Here is a 22,504-nt window from a genome sequence, read left to right on the forward strand (position 1 = left end):
CTGATAGGGGGTTTTACCTGCGTCACGAATAATTTTTATACTTTTCTTAACTTACTCTTTAAGTTAGACAATACTAATAACATGAACAGCACCTTGCTCTGAGCGCATGGCCTTTGCTGCACGCCAGAAGTGCGCACAATAGGCCAATAAATTCGAGGATTGAACCAATATGTCTACTGAAAATGCCTTGTTGACGATTTTGATTGATAAAATAAACAATGATACCCTGGTACTACCTACATTGCCTGAAATAGCTGTAAGAGTCCGGCAGGCTGCGGATGATCCGGAAGTTAATTTGATGCAAATGTCCGAGGTGATTTCTCATGATCCCGCATTGGCAGCACGTATGATTAAAGTGGCTAACAGCGCGTTTCTGGGCCGTACCGTAAAAGTTAACACTCTTAATCAGGCCGTCACCCGGATAGGTCTGCGTCAGGTCAAAAATGTTGCCACCGCGATGGCGATGGAGCAATTATTTGTTTCGCAAAACAAACTGATCAAAACCTATATGGATAAGGCCTGGCAAAAAACCCTCAAGGTTGCTTGCCAGGCGATCACCACCATGGACTTTTACCTGCGGGTGAATAAGCACACTTCGCTTAACAAAGACACCATCACGCTGGCCTCGCTGGTCTTTAACATAGGTGTACTGCCAATCCTCACCGAAGCGGAGCACCACCCGGAAGTGTTTGCTAATCCGAGCTTTTTGGCGCACGCTATCCAGAAACTGGGTGGACGTATTGGTGGCGCCATCATGCGCGAGTGGGGGTTCACAGAGGAATTTGTGGAAGTGGCGGAGAGCTGGGCGAACCCTAACTATAAACCGGCCCATGTTTGTTACGTCGACTTTATTCGTGTGGGCGCCATTGTGGAAGGGATCTTACAGGTATCCGATAAAGCTGCGGCGCTGCATGTGTATGAAGAAAAAGGGGTGCTGGGGTCGGTCGATATGTTCTATGACGATGATTATCAGGACATGCTGAACGACATAAAAGCCGCTTTCTCATAATCCTTATAACAACAAACCGGCAGAGGGTAAGCACCCGCTGCCGGCTTTCTGACCCAGCTAAGTTACTGGATTAACAGGCCGTGTTACAGGTCGTCCTGATCGCCCAGGCCCTGTGACAACTCTTCGAGCAGCTCTTTGATCTCCTCGGTGACCAGAATAAAGTCTGCATCCAGTTTGACCGCCATGTCTTCTTTGGGGATATCGGCATTTTGCTCTTTCAGCGTATCGCTGAAGCTCAGGCGCTTAAGTGAGCCATCGTTTTGCAGTGTAAACTGAACGCGCTCACGCCAGTTCATCCCCAGTTTAGTGACTCGTTTGCCGTGTTCCAGGTGCAGTTTTATTTCATCACTTGCCAGGTCATGTTGTTTTAGTTTCACCTGAGCGCCATTGTCATCGGCTTCCTGTAGCTCGGCGTCAGAACCAATTGCAAAGCCTTCCGGCACCTCAAACTTGGTCAGCCAGTCGGTTAGGAACAGATCCAGATCATAGTTGGCAAATGCGGGGACAATCGGCAGCGTACCCAGAGATTTACGTAACAGGGCGGTGAGTTCTTCGGCTTTGTTGAAGCTGCCGCTGTTGACGATGACCCAGCCATTTTTCTGATCGATAAAAGCAAATTGCAGGCTGGACTTTTTGAATGCCTGCGGCAGTAAGGTTGCCGTGATGTTTTCTTTGATTTCGTCTTTTTCTTTTTTCTTGACCGGACGATTCTCTTCCTGTTCGATCGACTCTATTTTTTCCGCAACCATTTCATTGATCACCGAAGCTGGCAGCACTTTTTCTTCCCGCTTCGCACACACCAAAATACAGTGCTGAGAAAAGTGGCTCAGCGTCTGGCCGTGTTTGCCAAGGGCTTTGGTCCAGCCAAAAGTGCTCATATCCTGGCTACCACACGGACGAAATACGTCGTGCTCCAGGGCTGCTTCAAAGTCTTCCTGAGTATAGGAGACGTCTTGTTTAAATCGATAACAGATAAGATTGCTAAACCACATAGAACAGGTTCCGAAGAGTAAAATCGACCCGCATCATAGCAAACCGATCCCCTCTCGGGCAAAGGCTCTGAGCAGATTATTCGACTAGTCGGTATCGACGTCTATTAACTGAACATCGCCACGTTCTTTTGTAGCTCTTTGGGGAAACGAATGTAGTAGGTCAGCCCTTTTCCTTCTTCCGAATTCACTTCAATATCGCCATTGAGTGTTTGTTTCACCAGGTTGAAGGTGATATGGGTACCCAGGCCGCTACCGCCTTGCTCGCGCTTGGTAGTAAAGAAGGGGTCAAAGAGTTTTTCAAGCTGCGCCTTGCTCACGCCTTTGCCATTATCCTTGTAAACGATAAAGACGTCGTTGTTTTCTTCTCTGATCTCTATGTCTATGGTGCCCTGAGCAACGCCTTCAAAACCATGGATTAGGGAGTTCATGATCAGGTTGGTGAAGATCTGGCTGATAGCGCCGGCCGGTAAGTGCAAAGTGAGCTCTTCCGGGCAGTCAACGTTAACAATATGCGCAGTCTTTTTGAGTTTAGGGTGCAAGGAGCGGATCACTTCGCCCAGATACTGCTTAAAGTTAATCGTGCGCACGGCTTCGCTGGCCTGGTCAACCGCAATTTGCTTAAAGCTGGCCACCAGCTCAGAGGCCCGGTCCAGGTTGGTGGTTAGTAAGCTGGTGCTTTGTTTGGCTTCATTAATAAATTCTTCCAGCGCCTTAGGTGACAGGGTTTTATCCCGATAGGCCGTTTCCAGGCGTTCCAGGCGTTCTTCCAGGAATGAGGTCGCTGTAACACCGATACCGACCGGAGTATTAATGTCGTGGGTTATCCCCGCGACCAGGCCGCCCAGTGCCGCCATTTTCTCTGAGCCAACCAGACGCTCCTGCGCCATATTGAGTTCATCAACATACTTTTCCAGCTCTTTTTGTTTGGTTAGCAGCTCTTCTTCGGTCTGACGTCTGAGATCGATTTCTTCTGTTAAGGTGAGCTTTTGCTTTTCCAGCTCATATTTTTGTTGCTGCAGGTCCATCATGGCCTGCGACAGGTTGGAGGTTTTGCGTGCCACCTCCTGCTCCAGCTGAATATTATGCTGGTCCAGTTTCTCGTTACTAATCAACAGCTCTTTTTGCGCCTGGTCGAGCTTTTTACGGTAATCGGCAATGCGGTCAATGAGCTTGTTGAAGGCCTCTTCCATCACCTTAAGCTCGTTACGCTCCGTGGTATCTATATCTATTTTGTGGCCATCAACATTGTCTATTTCAAAATCATCAATCTGCTCGGTCAGATCGGTTAAAGGCTCGGTAAGTAACTTTCTAAACGCGAGTAAAAACAAAATGATTAGAAAAGTGGTTTTGACCATCGCATTACCGATCAGGAAGTAGATGGAGATCATGATGCGACTGAATACCACTTCGCGGCTTGAGAACAGGGTGACATCGCCCACTTGGGTGGCACGGCCCGAGAACTCGAAGATAAGCGGAAAGGTATAGCCAAATAAGCCTGAGGGCGTGTCCTCAATGAGCGCTTCTTCTTGTACCAGCTGTTGGCTGTAGAGCTCATGGATATTGAGGGAGCGGCCCAGCTGGGAAATGATCTCGCCACTGTCGTCACGCACAATGATCCCTTCAATCATAGGGATCGCCAGCAAACCCTCTGCTGTGGTGACGGTTTGTTTGGTATTGAGCTCCCAGATGGCACGGGTCAGGCTGCGGCTAAAGGTTTTTTGCAGCATGGTTAACTCGTTGCGAATATAGTCCTTGGTATTGACATATTCGGCCACCACTTGTCCGCACGTCACGACAAAGGTGAGCAAAAAGTAAACCGACAAGACGTTTGTGAGCAGCTTCTTTGACAGACTTTTTTGCAGCATGAAGAGTTCTTTGCTCCTAACAACGAGTTTTTGCGTGCTTAATACACTTAAAGTTAGCCAATAAAGTGCTAAAAATAAATATTAATCTCAATCTGATATCACAAGGAATTTGTTCCTGTGGCACTTACTGGACAGAGATTATTGTGTTATAAGTTTAACCACAACAATAACCTTTATCCCAGAACAGAACAATAAAGATTATTTGACAATTCACCGTATGAGCTACTCAGTATTAGTCTGTGACGACTCGGTCGTTGCCCGCAAACAAGTTATCCGTTGCCTCAATGGCATGCTGGATGTGGATATTTGCCAAGCCAGTAACGGACGTGAAGCCCTCGAGGTACTGGCATCAAAGCAGATTGACTTAGTTTGTCTTGACCTGACCATGCCGATACTGGATGGGATAGGTGTGCTGGAAGCAATCAAACAACAGGTGATAGAAACCTACGTTGTGGTGATTTCGGCCGATATTCAGGACGAAATGAAAACGCGGGTTGCGAGGCTGGGGGCGTTGGCGTTTTTGGAAAAACCGGTCAAGCCAGAGTCCTTGCAGGAGACACTTAGCCGCTTTGGGATCCGCTAACAGCGACACGTTTGTAACCGCCTGCCTCTTTTATTAACATCAATTTTTCCGCTCCACACATCAATTATCTTGCCATCCTGACATAAACTTTGCGCTTTGTTGTTCACAACTTGAGTTTTTTGCATAGTTTTTCACGCTATTATTTCGGTTTTTGTGCTTGACAGCTTATCCAGTGTTCAGGCAGTCTAAAGTCTATGAAAAAGATTATTAACACTACGACCATTATTACCACCACCATCCTAACTGGATAGTGGCATAGGTCGGTGCGTATTCGAAAAGGCCTGTGCTCACTGCGAGCACAGGCCTTTTTTGTTTTTGGAATGAGGAAAATTGACATGAAAGTATTGAAGTTTGGAGGATCATCGCTGGCCGATTATGGCTGTCTGCAACGGGTTCGGGAACTGATCCTGACTCAGGGGGGTGACGAGGCGCTGGTGGTGTTGTCTGCTCCGGGTGGCGTTACGGACAAACTGGTAGAGCTGTGCGAGCTGGCGCGTCAGGGGCAAGCGTATGAGGCGCAATGGCAAGCACTGACAGAGCGCCTGAACGCGCTAAAATCTCAGGTTGAAGCAGAGTTTGGTGAAGCGGCGCATTGGCCCGATTTTGCCGCACTGGCAGATAAACTGGCGGGTGTGAAACTGCTCAGGCAATGCCCGGATGCCGTACAGGCGTATGTGATTAGTTTCGGTGAGCGCGTCAGTGTCGCTCTGATGGTGGCCATGCTAAGTAAAGACAAGGCCCATTATCTTGATGCCACCGCGTGTATTGCTACTAATGACGCTTATCTGGATGCTCAAGCTCTGTTGGACGAAAGCCGTGTCCGTTTTAGCGCGCAGCTGCAGGCCCACCGCGCACAATTTTACATCATGCCCGGCTTTACCGGCAGCAATTCCGCAGGCGAGCTGACGACACTTGGACGTAACGGATCGGATTATTCAGCCGCCATTGCCGCAGCCTGTATTCAGGCAGAGGTCTGCCAGATCTGGACAGACGTCGACGGCGTCTACAGTGCCGACCCCAGACTGATTAAAAAAGCCACCAAAGTAAATCGCTTGTCTTATAAAGAAGCAATGGAGCTGTCGTATTTTGGCGCCAAAGTCTTACACCCTAAAACGATATTACCTTGTGCCAAGACCGGGGTGCCGTGCGAGATTAAAAATACCCATGCGCCGGAGCTGCCAGGCTCTGTGATTGCGGCCCAGGGCGATGGTGATGAGCCGGTTAAAGCCTTATCGAGTCTGGATAAGCTGGCAATGTTAACGGTTTCCGGGCCGGGCATGAAAGGCAAAGTGGGTATGGCGGCCAGGGTGTTTTCGGCGCTGGCGAAAGACAATGTGTCTATTGTGTTGATCACCCAATCTTCTTGCGAGTTCAGCATCAGTTTCTGTGTGCACGAACAAGACCTGCCGTTAGCATTGCAGGCACTGCAAAGCGCCTTTGAGCTGGAAATGCAGGCTCAGCTGATTGAACCAATTGAGGTACGCCGCTCACTGGCAATCGTTACCCTGGTGGGCGATAACATGAAATCGCACAAAGGTTTAGCGGCTAAGTTCTTTGCCTCGCTGGCGCAGGCGCAGGTGAATATTGTGGCGATTGCCCAGGACTCTACCGAAAGCGCTATCTCTGCCGTGATCCAGGGTGAGCTATGTCAGGACGCGGTGAAGGTGTGCCATGAGAACTTCTTTACCCATGTTCCCTCAATTGATGTGTTTTTACTTGGCTGTGGCCTGGTTGGTACAGAGCTGGTGGCCCAGTTGCAACGTCAGCAAAGCTGGCTGGCAGAGCGCAACATCAAGCTTAACCTCTATGGAGTGGCTAACTCAAAACACTGTTACCTGAATGAACAGGGCGTGCCTTTTGAGCGCTGGCAAGAGGCGCTGGCAGATGCGTCAGAGGGCTTTAAGCTTGCGGATCTCGAGGCCTTTGTGCGTCGTAACCACCTGATCAATCCGGTTATTGTCGATTGCAGCTCGTCTCAGCAACTGGCCGACCAATATCGGGACTTTCTCGCGGCAGGCTTTCACGTTGTGGCAGCCAATAAAAAAGCCAACACCAGCGACTACGACTATTACCAGACACTGAAGCAGGTTGCACAGCAAAAGGGCCGACGCTTCTTATACGAAACCAATGTCGGCGCGGGCCTGCCGGTACTCGATAACCTGCAGCTATTGTTCGGTGCGGGCGATGAGCTTTTGTCTTTCAGTGGTATCTTGTCGGGCTCACTGTCTTACATTTTCGGTGAGCTGGAAGATGGCCTGAGCCTGTCAGAGGCCACCGCCAAAGCGAAACAAAGCGGCTTTACAGAACCGGATCCGCGCGATGACCTCTCCGGCACGGATGTCGCGCGTAAACTGCTGATCATCGCCCGTGAGTCGGGTTTAGCGCTGGAGCTGTCTGACATCGAAGTCGAGCCTGTGGTGCCCGAAGACTTTGCCGCAGGCAGCTCTGTGGATGAGTTTATGGCACGGTTGCATGAACTGGACGGTGCGTTTGCGGACCGCATTCAAAGTGCAGCCAGTGAAGGTAAGGTGTTACGTTATGTGGGCAGTATTGCCGATGGTCGCTGCCGGGTCGGGATTGAAGCGGTGGAGCGTACTCATGCACTGTCGGATATTCGTGACGGGGAAAATGCGCTTGCCATATTAAGTCAGTATTATCAGCCAAAACCTTTTGTGATCCGGGGGTATGGTGCCGGTGCGGAAGTCACCGCAGCCGGGGTGTTCGCTGATATTCTGAAAACACTGACACGCTAGGAGTGGCTATGAAACGATTTTTTGCACCGGCATCCATTGGTAACTTTTGTGTCGGATTTGATTCGCTCGGGGCCGCCATTGCCCCGTTGGATGGGACTTTATTGGGCGATGTGGTGAGCGTTGAAGCTGCTGAGCAAGACAGCTTTGCCTGCATCGGCCCGTATGCGGCGAAATTACCCGCACAGGCTGAGGAAAACCTCGCCTATCAATGTCTGGTTCATTTCAGAGAGCATGTCGCAGCGAACATGCCAGGAGTGAAATTAACCCTGGAAAAACGACTGCCGATCGGCTCTGGGCTGGGTTCCAGTGCCTGCTCTGTGGTCGCGACGTTTGCGGCGCTGGATGCTTTTGCACAGACACAGCTGTCTCAGACTCAAATGATTGAGCTGATGGCCGACTTCGAAGGCAAGGTCAGTGGTGCACGTCACTATGACAATATCACACCCTGCTATCTGGGCGGGCTTCAGCTGACAGCCGAATTGGTTCCCGACAGGGCACTGAGCCTGCCGAGCGATGACAACTGGCGACTGGTGGTGGCGTACCCCGGATTTGCCCTGAATACCGCTGCGGCCAGAGCGGTGTTGCCGCAACAGCTGGCGACACACGATGCGGTAGAATTTGCCCAGCGATTGAGCGCTTTTACTTTGTTAATGGCGCAGCAGCAGTTTGATAAGGCCGTGACTTTAATGAAGGATGAGATTGCCGAGCCGGCGCGGGCACCTTTGATAAAAGGGTTTGCCGAGGCCAGACAAAGCCTGCCTGAATTAGGCGCGCTAAGTGTCAGCATCTCGGGGGCCGGGCCAACCTTGTTTGCATTATGCGCCAGCGAAGAAGATGCACAGCGCTGTCAGCTGTGGTTACAACAGAATTACCTGAATGAACATGGCTTCAGCCACATTTGTCGAATAGACCCACAAGGTACAAGAGAAATAAAGGAAGGAGAGTAGAATGAAACTGGTTAACTTAAAAGACGATACTCAGGTGGTATCCTTTATTGACGCCGTTAAAACAGGATTGGGTCGCAATCAGGGGGTGTTTTTCCCCGAGGCGCTTGAGCCTTTGAATGACATTGATGGCCTGCTGACACAGCCTTTTGCACAGCGCAGCGCGGCTATCCTGAAACACCTGATTGGAGATGAGTTACCTCTGGACTCATTACAGAGCATGTGTGAGCAGGCATTTGATTTTCCTGCGCGCTTAGTTGAAGTTGAAAAAAATAAATATTGCCTTGAGCTATTTCATGGCCCGACGCTGGCCTTTAAAGATTTTGGCGGACGTTTTATGGCGCAATGCATTGGTGCCTTTAGTCAGGGAGAGCGGGTCACCATTCTTACCGCGACCAGCGGCGATACCGGTGCGGCGGTAGCTCATGCCTTTTATCAGATGCCGGGCGTGGATGTGGTGATCCTCTATCCACAGGGGAAAATCTCACTGGCTCAGCAAAAACTCTTTACTACGCTGGGTGAAAACATCCATTGCTATGCGGTAGAAGGCAGCTTCGATGACTGTCAGGCACTGGTAAAACAAGCCTTCCTGGACGATGAGTTTAAACAAACGTTAGGTCTGAACTCGGCCAATTCAATCAACATCAGCCGCTTGCTGGCTCAGGTTTGCTACTACTTTGAGGCATTTGCCCAGCTTAACGCGGCTCAGCGCCAGCAGGTTCATGTTTCTGTGCCGAGCGGTAACTTCGGCAATGTGTGTGCAGCCATGATTGCCGCCGCACTGGGATTGCCGGTAAAACGCCTCAGTGCGACCACCAACCAGAATGACACTGTGCCCCGTTATCTGGACTCAGGTCAGTGGCAGCCGAATGCGACTTTAGAGTCAATTTCCAATGCCATGGATGTGAGTAAACCTAATAACTGGCCTCGAGTTGAGTCCATGTTAGAACAAGGGTATTTCCAAAGGTATGAATTTTATTCATGTTCAGTGTCTGAAGAGAGAACCCAGGAAGTCATGCGTCAGGTTGCGAAAGGAGGTTATGTGACAGAGCCTCATACTGCAATTGCCTATGAAGGGCTACTGCTGGATGGTCAGCCCGAAGAAACCGGGATTTTTCTGGCGACGGCACACCCCGCCAAATTTAGAGAAACGGTGGAAGCGGTGCTGGAGCAGGTGATAGAGATGCCAGAGGCGCTGGCAACGGCGCTTGAAAAACCCTGCCTGGCTGAGCCTTTGTCTGCCGATTATGCTGCCCTTAAGCAGGCCGTGTTGGCGCGTCTGACGGGTTAAACCCTGGTAAGTTGCTTTGCTGGTGACCCTCTGAGGCATCGGCAAAGCCCATTCAGTAGATTTCAATTTGAAATGTAATTTCGTATTTTAATAAAAAATATAAATGTTTAAATAAAAAAATATCATCCCCCAAACACTGTGAAATAAATTCAATCCTTGATTAAATAGGCTCACGCCGATTTCATAGGCAAATGGCCGCAATTTGCGTACAATCAAGCCTTCAAAAACCAATCTTACGTGTACCTAGGAGACACCATGTTAGAACGTAACATGAATATTGCAGATTTTGACCCTGAACTAGCTCAAGCGATCCAGTCGGAAACAACTCGTCAGGAAGAGCACATCGAGCTTATCGCATCTGAAAACTACTGTAGCCCGCGTGTACTAGAGGCTCAGGGGTCGCAGTTAACTAACAAATATGCTGAAGGTTATCCGGGTAAGCGCTACTACGGTGGCTGTGAGCACGTTGACGTGGTTGAGCAACTGGCGATTGACCGTGCCTGTGAACTGTTTGGATGTGACTACGCGAACGTTCAGCCACACGCAGGTTCTCAGGCAAATGCCGCGGTTTTCCAGGCATTACTTCAGCCGCACGACACCGTTCTGGGCATGAGCCTGGCACACGGTGGTCACCTGACTCACGGCTCTCACGTGAACTTCTCAGGTAAGACTTACAATGCGATTCAGTACGGTCTGAATGAAGAAACGGGCGAAATTGACTACGCGCAGGTAGAAGCGCTGGCATTAGAGCACAAGCCAAAAATGATCATCGGCGGTTTCTCGGCTTACTCAGGTATTGTTGACTGGGCGAAATTCCGTGAGATTGCAGACAAAGTAGGTGCTTACCTGCTGGTCGATATGGCACACGTAGCGGGTCTGGTTGCTGCGGGTATCTACCCAAGTCCAATTCCACACGCACACGTTGTGACAACGACTACACACAAAACACTGGCTGGTCCTCGCGGTGGTCTGATCCTGTCTGCATGTGGCGACGCCGACATCTATAAAAAGCTTAACAGCGCGGTTTTCCCGGGCGGTCAGGGTGGTCCTCTGTGTCACGTGATTGCAGCCAAAGCCGTTGCATTCAAAGAAGCGTTACAGGACGACTTCAAAGCTTACCAAACGCAAGTGGTTAAAAACGCCCAAGCTATGGTGGCTGTACTTCAGGAGCGTGGCTACAAAGTGGTGTCTGGTAAGACTGACAACCACCTGTTCCTACTGGATTTGATCGACAAAGACATCACAGGTAAAGATGCCGACGCAGCGCTTGGCCGTGCCAACATCACGGTTAACAAGAACTCAGTACCTAACGATCCGCGTTCTCCGTTCGTTACTTCAGGTCTGCGCATTGGTTCACCGGCAATTACCCGTCGTGGCTTTAAAGAAGCTGAAGCAAGCGAGCTGGCAGGCTGGATCTGTGATGTACTGGACAACATCGAAGACGAGTCAGTTCAGGCACAAGTGAAAGAAAAAGTGAAAGCAATCTGCGCTAAACTGCCTGTATACGCATAAATCTCAGATACCACAGAGATAGCAAAGAAGGCTGCACTGAGTGCGGCCTTTTTTATGTGCACCCACTGGCACTATCTTGATATACTTCTGGCAATTGGCTCAAAGTGTGCTCTCAATTAAATGAGGCGCTTTGGGTGTTTGTCAGTTTTTCATAGTGAGCGTTTATGCACTGCCCATTTTGTACAGCAAAAGAAACCAAAGTGATTGATTCGCGGTTAGTCGGCTCGGGCCATCAGGTTCGCAGGCGGCGTGAATGTATTTTATGTCATGAGCGTTTCACCACCTTTGAAGGCGCTGAGCTGGTGATGCCCAGGGTCATTAAACAAGATGGCTCACGAGAGCCATTCAATGAAGATAAGTTGCAAAATGGTCTGCATCGCGCACTGGAGAAGCGTCCGGTGAGCACCGAGCAGATTGAAGAAGTGGTCCATCAGATCAAGTCTCAGTTGCGCGCCACCGGTGAGCGCGAAGTGCCCAGTCAGCTGGTGGGTGAATGTATTATGGAAGCGCTGAAAAAACTCGATAAAGTGGCCTATGTTCGTTTTGCGTCGGTCTATCGCTGTTTTGAAGACGTGAAAGAGTTTGGCGAAGAAATTGCCCGACTGGGGGATGAATGAGTTTTACACAAGCCGATCAGACTTATATGGCACGCGCCATTGAACTGGCGCAACAGGGCCGCTTTACCACTACCCCAAATCCCAATGTCGGCTGCGTCATCGTCAAAAACGGTGAGATTGTTGGTGAAGGCTTTCATTTGCGCGCCGGCGAGCCTCATGCAGAAGTGCATGCGCTGCGACAAGCTCAAGCGCGTGCCCGTGGTGCAACAGCTTATGTCACCCTGGAGCCCTGTAGTCACTACGGTCGTACACCGCCGTGCGCAAAAGGGCTGATTGAGGCCGGCGTGAGCAAAGTTATTGCCGCTATGGTTGACCCCAATCCGGAAGTGGCCGGGCGAGGGCTTGCGATGCTCAATGAGGCCGGGATAGAAACGGCTTTTGGGTTGCTCGAGCAGCAGGCTCGCGCACTGAATAAGGGCTTTTTGAAACGTATGGAGCAGGGGCGTCCGTATGTGGTCTGTAAACTTGCAGCAAGCCTGGATGGTAAAACGGCATTGGGCAATGGCGAAAGTAAATGGATCACCGGGCCCGCAGCACGGCGCGATGTACAGCTGGGCCGGGCACAAAGTTGCGCGATTTTAACCGGCGCCGATACTGTGCTGGTCGACGATGCGCGCCTCAATGTAAGGGCTGAGGAATTGACGGATATTGAGCGCCCCGTAGAGCAGTGGCGTCAGCCTGTTCGGGTGATCATCGACTCGCAAAACCGTCTTCATCCCGAGCTGGCGTTATTTAAAATTCCATCTCCCGTCGTTATTTTGCGTTCAGACCTTGATAATCAGCACAACTGGCCACATTTCGTAGAGCAAATTAAGATTAACACCCGGGCAGGTAAAATTGACCTGCAAGCGGCGCTGAATACGCTGGCTGAGCGCAATATTAATCAGATCTGGCTGGAAGCGGGGGCGACGCTGGCGGGGGCCATGCATCAGCAAGGCCTGATTGATGAGTACCTGATCTATCTGGCGCCCAAGATCATTGGTACGGATGGCAGAGACTTATTCAACAGTGCAGCGCTTTCGTCGATGAGCCAGATCACTGAACTACAGTTCACCGAGGTCACCTCGATTGGCACCGATATTCGTATTACGGCACACAAACAACAAGGTAAGTAAGGCATTATGTTTACAGGCATCATTGAAGCAACGGGCACATTGACCGAGTTAACGCTCAAGCAAGGTGATCTCAGCGTGCGGATTAGCAGCGCAACACTGGATATGGATGATGTGCAACTGGGAGACAGCATTGCGACCAATGGGGTGTGCCTGACCGTTGTTGAAAAGTTTTCCGACGGTTTTCGTGCCGATGTGTCTAATGAAACACTGAAACTGACTCGCTTCGGGGAGTATCGGGTAGGACAAAAAGTCAATCTTGAGAAGGCACTTCAGCCTACGTCACGACTCGGCGGGCACCTGGTCTCGGGTCATGTTGATGGCATTGCTGAAGTGGTTGCGGTGCAGCCCAACGCCCGTGCCACCGAGTACTGGCTTAAAGCGCCTGCGCAACTGATGAAGTACATACCGTATAAAGGATCCGTGGCCATCGATGGGATCAGTCTGACGGTTAATGACCTGGATGGCGATAAATTTAAGTTGACGATTGTGCCGCATACCGCACAGGAAACCACCATTGTCGACTTTAAGGTGGGGACCTTAATCAACCTCGAAGTGGATCAGATATCACGTTATCTGGAAAGGTTGATCCAGGGCGAACCGGCTGCAACGCAGCAATCAACTCTCACAACCAGCTTACTGGCCAAAGCTGGCTTTATTAAATAACTTGCCTATAACGCACTTAAAAACGGGAAGATTATGAGCTTAAACAGCGCACAAGAAATCATCGACGACATCAAAGCCGGTAAAATGGTCATTCTTATGGATGATGAAGACCGGGAAAATGAAGGCGATTTGATCATCGCGGCGGAGCATATCACGCCAGAAGCCATTAACTTTATGGCGACCTACGGCCGTGGCTTGATCTGTCTGACCATGACGCAGGAGCGTTGCCAGCAGCTTGACTTACCGCTGATGGTGAAAAACAACGGCGCCCAGTTTTCAACCAATTTTACTATGTCTATCGAAGCTGCCAAAGGCGTGACGACGGGGATTTCAGCGGCCGACCGTGCCCGCACCGTCCAGGCCGCAGTCGCTAAAGGCGCGGTGCCTGAAGACATAGTGCAGCCTGGCCACATCTTCCCAATTATGGCACAGCCCGGTGGGGTTTTGACCCGTGCAGGTCACACCGAAGCGGGTTGCGACTTGGCGCGCCTGGCAGGCCTTGAGCCCTCTTCTGTGATTGTGGAAATCCTCAATCCGGACGGCACCATGGCAAGACGCCCGGAGTTGGAAGTGTTCGCCAAAGAGCACGACATCAAAATTGGCACCATCGCCGATCTAATCGAATATCGTAACCTCAACGAAACGACCATTGAAAAAGTGGCCCAGTGTAAACTGCCGACAGAATATGGTGAATTCGAGTTGGTCACTTATAAAGATACCATAGACAACCAGTTGCATTACGCACTGCTCAAAGGCGAAGTCAGTGCGGATGAGGCAACCTTGGTCAGAGTACATCTGCAAAGTACGTTCAATGATACTTTGTTGTCAGACCGCAGTGCAGATCGTAGCTGGACCTTACACGGCGCTATGAAGTACATCGCGGATAACGATGGTGTGTTAGTGATCCTTGGTAAACAAGAGAAAACTGAAGACCTGGAACAACTGGTGAAAGCGTTTGCAGCAGAAGATGCCGGTGAAAAGCCCAATTATCGTAAGTTCCAGGGCACCTCCAGAACCGTGGGTGTGGGCTCACAAATTCTCGCTGATCTGGGGATCAGTAAAATGCGCCTGATGAGTTTACCGAAAAAATATCACGCACTGTCAGGCTTCCACTTAGAAGTTGTCGATTACGTCGAACCTCAATAATTTACTTAAAATAGCACGCGCGCCTGACAGGGATTTCCCTGTAGGCGTTTCGTCTTTTTCTATGCTATTATGCGCCTCAATTTGGCAATTGCTTATACTAGATTAGGAATCATCTAATGAAAATCATCGAAGGTAATAAATACGCACCGGGCAAGAAATTTGCCATTGTCATCTCTCGTTTTAACGACTTTATTGGCAAAAGCCTGCTGGAAGGCGCTGTTGATGAGTTAAAGCGTACAGGTGGCGTAAAGGACGAGGACATCACTGTTGTGTATGTACCGGGTGCAGTAGAATTACCTTTAGCGGCTAAGCGTGTTGCAATGAAAAAAGAACACGATGCCATCATTGCATTAGGTGTCATCATTCGTGGCGGTACACCTCATTTCGACTTGGTTGCAAATGAGTCAAACAAAGGCCTGGCGAGCGTGTCTATGGACTACGATATCCCGGTTGCCTTTGGTGTGTTAACCACAGAGAGTATTGAGCAGGCCATCGAGCGCGCGGGAACCAAAATGGGCAACAAGGGTGGCGAAGCTGCACTTGGTGCACTAGAAATGGTTAACGTGCTAGAGCAAATTTAAGAGGAATCTCAGTGAAACCAGCAGCTAGACGTAAGGCGCGTGTCCTTGCCCTTCAGGCAGTATATTCTTGGCAGCTAAGTGGCAACCCCATTGCTGATATCGAGCAGCAAATGCTGATCGAAAACGACGTTTCAAAGGTTGATGTAGAGTACTTCAAGGATCTGGCACGTGGTGTTGCAGTAAACTGCAAACAGCTAGATGAATTGATGACGCCGCATTTATCTCGTCCATTTGATGACCTGGATATGGTTGAAAAAGCCGTATTGCGCGTCAGCATTTACGAGTTAAAGTTCCGCGAAGACGTCCCTTACAAAGTCGCCATTAACGAAGGGATTGAGCTGGCGAAAATGTTTGGTGCCGAAGACAGTCACAAATTTGTCAACGGCGTACTGGACAAAGCGGTTAAGATAATCCGCAAGTAATCGAGACCGTGAGGAGAGCCGGCATAGGCCGGCTTTTTTAATGTATGAAGGAATTTGAGTTAATCAATCATTACTTCAAGGGGCGTGGCATTGCGCGTCGTGATGTAAAGGTTGGTATTGGTGATGATTGTGCCATAGTGACGGTTCCTGAAAAGCACCAACTTGCCATTACCACAGACACCCTGGTTGCGGGTGTACACTTCTTTGAAGACATTCCACCCAGAGCCCTGGGGCATCGTGCTTTAGCCGTCAATCTGAGTGACCTGGCTGCGATGGGAGCGGAGCCGACCTGGATCTCTATTGGTTTGACCTTACCCGAGGTCGATATGGAGTGGCTGGAAGCGTTTACCGAAGGCATGCATGAAATTGCCGAATACTATAATGTTCAGCTGATTGGCGGAGATACCACCCAGGGGCCGCTGACGATTACCATTTGTGCCAAAGGGATCATTCCCAATGACAAAGCTCTGACGCGCTCCGGCGCCAAGGTTGGTGACTGGATCTATGTCACTGGTGAGCTGGGCGATGCTGCACTGGCTATTGAAGCACGTAAGCGCCAGCTTCCACTCGGCGACAAGCAACTAAAGCGGCTTGAAGAGAAACTGCACTTTCCAACCCCCAGAGTGGCGGCTGGACAGGTTTTACGTGGCATGGCAACAGCCTGTATCGATATCTCAGACGGCCTGTTGGCTGACTTACAGCACATTCTCAATAAATCTGCGGTCGGGGCCATCGTCAATATTGAAGATGTGCCGGTATCAGCGGTAATGCAGCAACTTCAGCCCGAGGCTTTGCGGCGGGAGCTGAGCCTGGCTTATGGCGACGATTATGAGCTGTTGTTTACCGTCAATGACAGCAATAAAGGCGCTGTCGAAGCCCGTCTGCGTCAGTATGGCGTCGAGCCTGTTTGCATTGGCCAAATCACCGCCTCAGCAGGTAAGCTGGAGTTGCTCAATGAGGGCGAAAAGTGCCCACTGCCGCGCAGCGGCTATCAACATTTTTAACGAGGAGCAGGTTTGAATAAGCCGTTATCATTCAACCTTAAACGCCCACATCACTTTTTTGCTTTGGGGTTTGGTTTAGGACTGGCACCCAAAGCCCCGGGTACCTTCGGTACTTTAGCAGCACTCCCTTTTATTCTGCTGACCATGGGTCAACCTCTGTGGTTGCAGATAAGCCTTGCGATTGTGATCAGCCTGGCTGGCTTTTGGATCTGTGGTAAAACGGCGCGAGACGTCGGTGTGCACGATCATCCCGCGATTGTCTGGGATGAAGTTGCCGGGTTTTACATCACTATGCTGGGGGCGGCCATTAGCTGGCAGTCCTTGCTGGTCGGCTTTTTGCTGTTTCGCTTCTTCGATATTGCCAAGCCAGGTCCTATCAGACTACTGGACAGAAAACTCCATGGTGGTTTAGGGATCATGGCGGATGACTTGCTTGCCGGGATATTTTCATTGATTTGTCTGCAAGCTTTGTTTAAAACAGGGGTCCTGGGCGGCTAATTTTATTACGGGTACTAAGAGGGAGCCTATGCGATTTATACTGCTACTGTTGCTGTGCATATTCACCACAAGTGTGAATGCGGCAATTAATGATTATGTTGTTAAACAGTGGAGTATGCAAAATGGGCTGCCGTCGCAAAGTATAAAGAGTGTGGTCCAGGACCAGCAGGGCTATATCTGGCTGGGCACACAGTTTGGACTGAGTCGTTTTGACGGCTTACAGTTCAGCAATTATACAACGCAAAATAGTGACTTTTTGGACAGCAATGCGGTAAATAAACTCTTTGTTGACCGCTTTGGTATGCTGTGGATTGGTACCCGCAGAGGGGTGACCCGGTTAAACCCGCAAACCCTGATGGCAGAGCGCTTTGAAGTCCAGGGCGAAGTCAGAGACATTCTTGAAGACCACAATGGTAATATCTGGGTTGCGGCAAATGGGTTGTATTATGTATCGGCCAAACGCCTGACCTTAGCTGAAAATAACCTCGACAGTAAAAAACTCTCCCTGACACACATCAGTCAAATTGTTGGTTCAGTGACCAAGATGACGTCCTCTCCTCAGGGGATCTGGTTGGTTAATGAACGTCACTTATTGCGGATCAGTGAATCTCAGTCGATGGGCTCCAATGACATGCGACTGGAGCTGTCCAGCAAAATCTCGCTGCCACGACAGCTGGCACAAACCAATATCCATGACCTTGCCTGGATAGATGGCAAGCTTTTCCTCGCGTCGCAGTTAGGGGCTTATTTTCTCGACTTTGACGAAGTACTGAGACGCTACGATGAGATTGGCAATAACGCGACCTACAAGTTCCTGAGCGACCAGCAAGGAGGTATGTGGGTCTCTACCTATGGTCGACTGCTGTACAAAGAAAGCGGCGGGCAGTGGCAATTTGTCGAGCTGGCGCAACTTGATCAGGGGATCTGGTTTACCGATATCTTTATCGACAATGACTCTAACGTATGGATGGCCAGTATAAACGAGGGCTTGTGGCTGGCACACGCAGGCAGGGTGGAGCGTTTTGCCATTGGGTCGCAGCGAGAGCAGGCGATTTCGGCGATCACTCAGGATTTACAGGGCAACGTTTGGGTGGCAACTCGCGAAGGCGTTGGGCGCTTAGACAGCAGTGATAATTTTGAACCTGTGATCAGTGCCGAGCAGCTCAAAGGGGTCGAAATCCATGATATGGAGTTTGTCGGGGAGCGCTTGTTTTTAGGTACAGGTCGTGGCGTGGTGATTTATGAAGACAATAAATTACTCGCAATTCCGAATCGAGAGTTTCGCCAGACTCAGGTCTTTACTCTGACTCCTTCCAATCAGGGAGGGCTGTGGCTGGGCACCGGGCGTGGTTTGTACCGGCTCGATTATAGCGGCCTGACGCCGTTTACCTACAACGCCTTTCTTGGTAGTCAGTTTATAACTTATGTCGTCGACTTTCCGCGCTTTGGCTTTATCGGCACCGACAAAGGGGCTTATAAATACAATGAGCGGGGAATTGAAAAAATTGGTGGGCAAACCTCGCTTGAATCCGCTTATGTGACCAGTATTTTGCACGTAGAAGACAGCGCCACTTTGGTGGGGACTTTCTATGACGGGCTCTATTATCGCAGTCAGGATGGCGACTGGCATCAGCTGGATGCCTCTCATGGCCTGCCTTATGGCCCAATCTTGTCGCTGCACTTTGACAAAACCCAGGAGCTGGTATGGGTTAGCACCATGAAAGGGGTGTACCGGATGCCTGTCGCCCAGTTCAGTGAGGCGGTGGAAAACTTACAGGTTGAGCAGGTGATAAACCCATTCGACCGTCAGCTGGATGGCGTCCCCAGTCAGTGCTGTACTGGTTTGGGACATGATGCAGTGGTGGAGCAGGACGATTACCTGTTGTACCCCAGTCTGCAAGGTATCGTGCGGATCCCGAAAAAAGTGCAGCTATTCAGCGCCGCCGAGCTGGCCCCTAAATTTGAGAGCATAGTCACAGGGTATCGAAATCTGACACCGGACAGGCTGGAAGGCCCGGTTGAGCTGGACACCAGTGAACGTGACCTGACCATTCGCTATACCGCTATCGACTTTTATGCGCCGCAGAGTATCGAGTTTCGTTATAAACTGGAAGGCCATGATGCGCAGTGGCGCGATGCCCAGTCGCGACGCGAGGCGATTTATACCAACCTGCCACCAGGCGACTTTACCTTCTTGTTGCAGGTAAAACGGCGCGGTCAGGACTGGCAGCAGGCACATAACCTGTCGCTCAACTTGCTGTTACCACAGCGCTTTGATGAGACGGTATTTTTCCGCCTAATTATTACCTGTGGCTTTATGTTTTTGTTCTACCTGGTGTTCTGGGTATTCCGTACTCAGGAAAGGCGCAAACAGGCGGCGCTGGAAGCCCTGGTGGCTGAGCGCACGACGGAGCTGAGAAAAGCCAATGACAAGCTGAATCAGGTCAATACGCAGCTTAAACTGGTCAGTCACTCCGATGAACTGACCGGACTACGCAGTCGACGCTTTTTATTCGATCAATTGCCGAAGGACATTGAGCATTATCAGCGCAACGCCCAGTCGTTGCGTCAGCAAGATAAGAGCCTGGTGTTAATGATCCTCAATATTGATAGTTTCAGCAAAATCAATGATGCCTATGGCCCAATTGGCGGGGACAGCTGTTTGCAGCAACTGGCGACTTTGCTCAACACCCGCACGCAGGGCTCAGATTATGTGGCGCGCTGGAGTGGCGATGAGTTCTTGTTGCTGCTGCGCGACTTTAAATGTTCTGAAGTTGAGCGTTATGTCAGTGAATTATGTAAAGCCATAGCGCTATTTGATTTCAGGCTACCTAATGGTAAATCACTGAACCTGAGTGTGTCCGTTGGCTGGTCATTCTATCCTCTGCCGCTGCTTGGAGGCCAGGTGATTGGCTGGGAGGCGTCGGTTAATCTTGCCGATATCGCACTACATGAAGTGAAACAACGCGGCGGAGATGGTGCGGCGACCATTACCTTTGATGAGCAGCTTGATGCCTTTGAATTTGAACAGAGCCAGAACGTGGAATCGCAATTGCAACTGTTGCAGTCCAATGGGCTGGCTGAAGTAAAAGTATGGATGCGTTAGTCTGTTTTAATTGCGTTGTTTGTCTCTAAATGTGGAAAAAGCGTATAAATGAGGTTGAATATTGAGTAAATATCAACGGAGATTATAAATTTAACGACTTTTAATTTGAAAAGAGATGAATATAATATACTCTCTACATATCGAGCTTAATTAAGTTAGAAAATTCTAATTCAACAATCTATGAGAGTAATCCAATGCGTGAAATAAGATCTTTTATAAAGACTGCAAGCTACAGTGATTTGAATAAAGCGCTGGAGCTTATCCAAGCTGCTATTGATGAGCAGGCAAAACAGGAAGAAGCCAAAAAAGAAGTATTGGCGCTGATTAAAGAAAAAGGATTGTCTTTAGAAGATTTTGCAGCGGAAAGCGCAACAGATAAGCGCAGCAAAGTGCGTCCAAAATACCGCATTGAAAAAGACGGTGAAGTATTTGAATGGACAGGTCGCGGTAAAACACCAAAAGCATTTGTTGGTGTTAACCTAGAAGATCACAAAATCTAAGTGATCTTACACAAGCCAGTTATCTTAAAGTGACTGGCTTATCTTTTTTAAACATAACCCGGCTAGTTACCTGTATTAAATCTTTTCACATCTCAACGTTATCAAAAACCTTAATCATTAATACTGTCAGGTGTTCCTATTTACACGCTAAGACCCTATCAAGAAGAAGCCGTCGCTAATACCATTGCACATTTTAAAAAGTCGGATGACAGTGCGGTGATTGTGTTGCCAACTGGGGCTGGTAAAAGCCTGGTAATTGCTCAGCTGGCCCGGCTGGCAAAGCATAAAATTCTTGTGATGACGCATGTCAAAGAGCTGGTTGAGCAAAATGCGCAGAAATACCAGAGCTATGGTTTAACGGCGAGCATTTACTCAGCCGGGTTAAAACAAAAAGACCTGACCCATCAGGTGACGTTTGCCAGTGTTCAGTCACTGGCTCGCAATATAGAAGCGATAGATACCTTTTATTCCTTATTAATTATTGATGAATGTCACCGGGTCAGCGGTGAAGACGACAGTCAGTATATGGCGGTCATTGCACGCCTGCGGCAGTTTAATCCGGCATTAAAAATACTGGGATTGACAGCAACACCGTATCGACTAGGCAGTGGCTGGGTGTACCACAGTCACTATCATGGTTTTGTGCGTGGCAGTGAAAATAGTCCCTTTCGTCGCTGTATTTATGAATTGCCGCTGCGTTATATGATCAAGCATGGTTATTTGACACCGCCGAATAAAATTGACCCGGCTGTAGAAAATTACGATTTTTCTGCACTCACTAGCAATGCGTTTGGTCGCTACAGCGAGGCGGATATGAACCAGCTGCTACAAAGCAATACCCGGGCAACCAAAAGCATTATTAATCATGTGGTCTCGCTCAGCAAAGACCGCCACGGGGTAATGATTTTTGCGGCAACAGTATTACATGCTAAAGAAATTATTGGTTATTTACCTGCGCAACAGACGGCCCTGGTGATTGGTGATACAGATAACCAGGAGCGCGATAATATTATCGCGGCATTTAAACGTCGAGAAATAAAATATCTGGTAAATGTATCGGTATTAACCACAGGGTTTGATGCGCCTCATGTGGACGTGATTGCTATTTTGCGCCCTACTGAATCGGTGAGTTTGTACCAGCAAATTGTAGGCCGGGGCCTGCGTCTGAGTGAAGGCAAAAAAGACTGCCTGGTGGTTGATTATGCGGCCAACGAGTTCGATTTGTTTCATCCTGAAGTGGGCAGTAAAAAGCCTGCTTCAGATAATGAGCCTGTCCAGGTGCTGTGCCCTGGTTGTGGCTTTGGCAATATTTTCTGGGGCAAATATGATGAGCAGGGGCGTGTAATTGAACATTTTGGCCGACGTTGCCAGGGGTTATTACAGGATGACGAAGGCAATGAGCAGCAGTGTGACTACCGTTTTAAATTCAAAGAATGCGATAACTGTGGCGCTGAAAATGATATCGCAGCGCGCCAGTGCCACAGCTGTGGCGTGATGCTGGCAGACCCGGACGACAAGCTGCGTGCGGCGCTCAACCTGAAAAACGCCATGGTGATCCGCTGTAGTGGTCTGAGCGGTGAAGTGATTAAAGCTCAGCTGCTGAAAATCACTTACTTTGATGAGGACGGGGCGAGCGTGAGCGAGGTATTTGATTTTACCAAACCGGCTAGCCGACACCATTTTGTTCGTCAGTTTGCCAAGCACTGCCGCAGTGGCGTGAACGTGAAGGCATGGACTGATGCCGCGCAAGTGGATGCCACTTTACTGTCGGCGCCTGACTTTGTGATTGCCCGGCAACACAAGAAGTATGGCTGGCAGGTAACTGAAAAGCTTTTTGATTATCAGGGCAGTTATCGTACCGCAGACAAAAGCTAATGCAGAGCACTTTGGGCTCTGCATCCTT

Annotated in this window: 19 protein-coding genes; 17 read left to right on the forward strand and 2 right to left on the reverse strand. The window is 49.7% G+C overall.

The annotated features are described in order from the left end of the window. The first annotated feature begins 169 nt into the window (after positions 1-169). Positions 170-1,009: an HDOD domain-containing protein gene (locus L1285_RS09825; RefSeq protein WP_235412181.1), complete on the forward strand. Its 840-nt coding sequence runs from the start codon at positions 170-172 to the stop codon at positions 1,007-1,009. Between the two features lie 83 nt (positions 1,010-1,092). Here the strand turns inward: L1285_RS09825 and rdgC are convergent, their stop codons facing one another. Further along, positions 1,093-2,001, reverse strand: coding sequence for a recombination-associated protein RdgC (rdgC, locus tag L1285_RS09830; RefSeq protein WP_235412182.1), 909 nt, complete (start codon positions 1,999-2,001; stop codon positions 1,093-1,095). A 104-nt stretch (positions 2,002-2,105) separates the two neighbouring features. Then, positions 2,106-3,866 (reverse strand): sensor histidine kinase, encoded by a 1,761-nt coding sequence (locus L1285_RS09835; protein ID WP_125782286.1) that lies wholly within the window; start codon positions 3,864-3,866, stop codon positions 2,106-2,108. Positions 3,867-4,083: 217 nt separating this feature from the next. On the opposite strand from L1285_RS09835, the gene L1285_RS09840 reads away from it, so the two are divergent. The 16 genes from L1285_RS09840 (at position 4,084) to L1285_RS09915 (ending at position 22,476) form a co-directional block, all read left to right on the forward strand. Then, positions 4,084-4,449, forward strand: a complete 366-nt coding sequence (locus tag L1285_RS09840) for a response regulator (RefSeq protein ID WP_235412183.1) — start codon at positions 4,084-4,086, stop codon at positions 4,447-4,449. 335 nt (positions 4,450-4,784) lie between these two features. Continuing rightward, positions 4,785-7,202: a bifunctional aspartate kinase/homoserine dehydrogenase I gene (gene thrA, locus L1285_RS09845; protein ID WP_235412184.1), complete on the forward strand. Its 2,418-nt coding sequence runs from the start codon at positions 4,785-4,787 to the stop codon at positions 7,200-7,202. Between the two features lie 8 nt (positions 7,203-7,210). Further along, a complete protein-coding gene (gene thrB / locus L1285_RS09850) occupies positions 7,211-8,149 on the forward strand; it encodes a homoserine kinase (RefSeq protein WP_235412185.1) in 939 nt (312 codons plus the stop codon). Position 8,150: 1 nt separating this feature from the next. Further along, positions 8,151-9,437 (forward strand): threonine synthase, encoded by a 1,287-nt coding sequence (thrC, locus tag L1285_RS09855; RefSeq protein ID WP_235412186.1) that lies wholly within the window; start codon positions 8,151-8,153, stop codon positions 9,435-9,437. A 255-nt stretch (positions 9,438-9,692) separates the two neighbouring features. Then, positions 9,693-10,949, forward strand: coding sequence for a serine hydroxymethyltransferase (glyA, locus tag L1285_RS09860; protein ID WP_046006870.1), 1,257 nt, complete (start codon positions 9,693-9,695; stop codon positions 10,947-10,949). Positions 10,950-11,113: 164 nt separating this feature from the next. Beyond that, a complete protein-coding gene (gene nrdR, locus L1285_RS09865) occupies positions 11,114-11,566 on the forward strand; it encodes a transcriptional regulator NrdR (RefSeq protein ID WP_010382799.1) in 453 nt (150 codons plus the stop codon). Further along, the gene (gene ribD / locus L1285_RS09870) at positions 11,563-12,681 is read left to right on the forward strand and encodes a bifunctional diaminohydroxyphosphoribosylaminopyrimidine deaminase/5-amino-6-(5-phosphoribosylamino)uracil reductase RibD (protein WP_235412187.1); all 1,119 of its coding nucleotides are present in this window, start codon (positions 11,563-11,565) and stop codon (positions 12,679-12,681) included. Before nrdR ends, ribD begins: the two co-directional genes overlap by 4 nt. Positions 12,682-12,687: 6 nt before the next feature. After that, positions 12,688-13,344 carry a riboflavin synthase gene (locus L1285_RS09875; RefSeq protein WP_235412188.1) on the forward strand — a complete coding sequence of 219 codons (657 nt, stop codon included), beginning with the start codon at positions 12,688-12,690 and terminating at the stop codon, positions 13,342-13,344. A 33-nt stretch (positions 13,345-13,377) separates the two neighbouring features. After that, positions 13,378-14,490 (forward strand): bifunctional 3,4-dihydroxy-2-butanone-4-phosphate synthase/GTP cyclohydrolase II, encoded by a 1,113-nt coding sequence (gene ribBA / locus L1285_RS09880; RefSeq protein WP_046006867.1) that lies wholly within the window; start codon positions 13,378-13,380, stop codon positions 14,488-14,490. 116 nt (positions 14,491-14,606) lie between these two features. Beyond that, complete coding sequence (gene ribH, locus L1285_RS09885; RefSeq protein WP_125716109.1) at positions 14,607-15,071, forward strand: 6,7-dimethyl-8-ribityllumazine synthase; 465 nt, start codon at positions 14,607-14,609, stop codon at positions 15,069-15,071. Positions 15,072-15,082: 11 nt separating this feature from the next. Next, positions 15,083-15,493, forward strand: a complete 411-nt coding sequence (gene nusB, locus L1285_RS09890; RefSeq protein ID WP_010382792.1) for a transcription antitermination factor NusB — start codon at positions 15,083-15,085, stop codon at positions 15,491-15,493. Positions 15,494-15,537: 44 nt separating this feature from the next. Continuing rightward, complete coding sequence (thiL, locus tag L1285_RS09895; RefSeq protein WP_235412189.1) at positions 15,538-16,497, forward strand: thiamine-phosphate kinase; 960 nt, start codon at positions 15,538-15,540, stop codon at positions 16,495-16,497. Between the two features lie 12 nt (positions 16,498-16,509). Further along, complete coding sequence (locus L1285_RS09900) at positions 16,510-16,995, forward strand: phosphatidylglycerophosphatase A family protein (protein WP_235412190.1); 486 nt, start codon at positions 16,510-16,512, stop codon at positions 16,993-16,995. A 28-nt stretch (positions 16,996-17,023) separates the two neighbouring features. After that, complete coding sequence (locus L1285_RS09905; RefSeq protein WP_235412191.1) at positions 17,024-20,101, forward strand: ligand-binding sensor domain-containing diguanylate cyclase; 3,078 nt, start codon at positions 17,024-17,026, stop codon at positions 20,099-20,101. A gap of 194 nt (positions 20,102-20,295) precedes the next feature. Further along, positions 20,296-20,601: an H-NS histone family protein gene (locus tag L1285_RS09910; protein ID WP_125716112.1), complete on the forward strand. Its 306-nt coding sequence runs from the start codon at positions 20,296-20,298 to the stop codon at positions 20,599-20,601. A 138-nt stretch (positions 20,602-20,739) separates the two neighbouring features. Beyond that, positions 20,740-22,476: a DEAD/DEAH box helicase family protein gene (locus tag L1285_RS09915; protein ID WP_235412212.1), complete on the forward strand. Its 1,737-nt coding sequence runs from the start codon at positions 20,740-20,742 to the stop codon at positions 22,474-22,476. Positions 22,477-22,504: the final 28 nt, after the last annotated feature.

Source organism: Pseudoalteromonas sp. DL2-H2.2 (assembly GCF_021532535.1).
GTDB classification, from domain to species: Bacteria; Pseudomonadota; Gammaproteobacteria; order Enterobacterales; family Alteromonadaceae; genus Pseudoalteromonas; species Pseudoalteromonas rubra_A.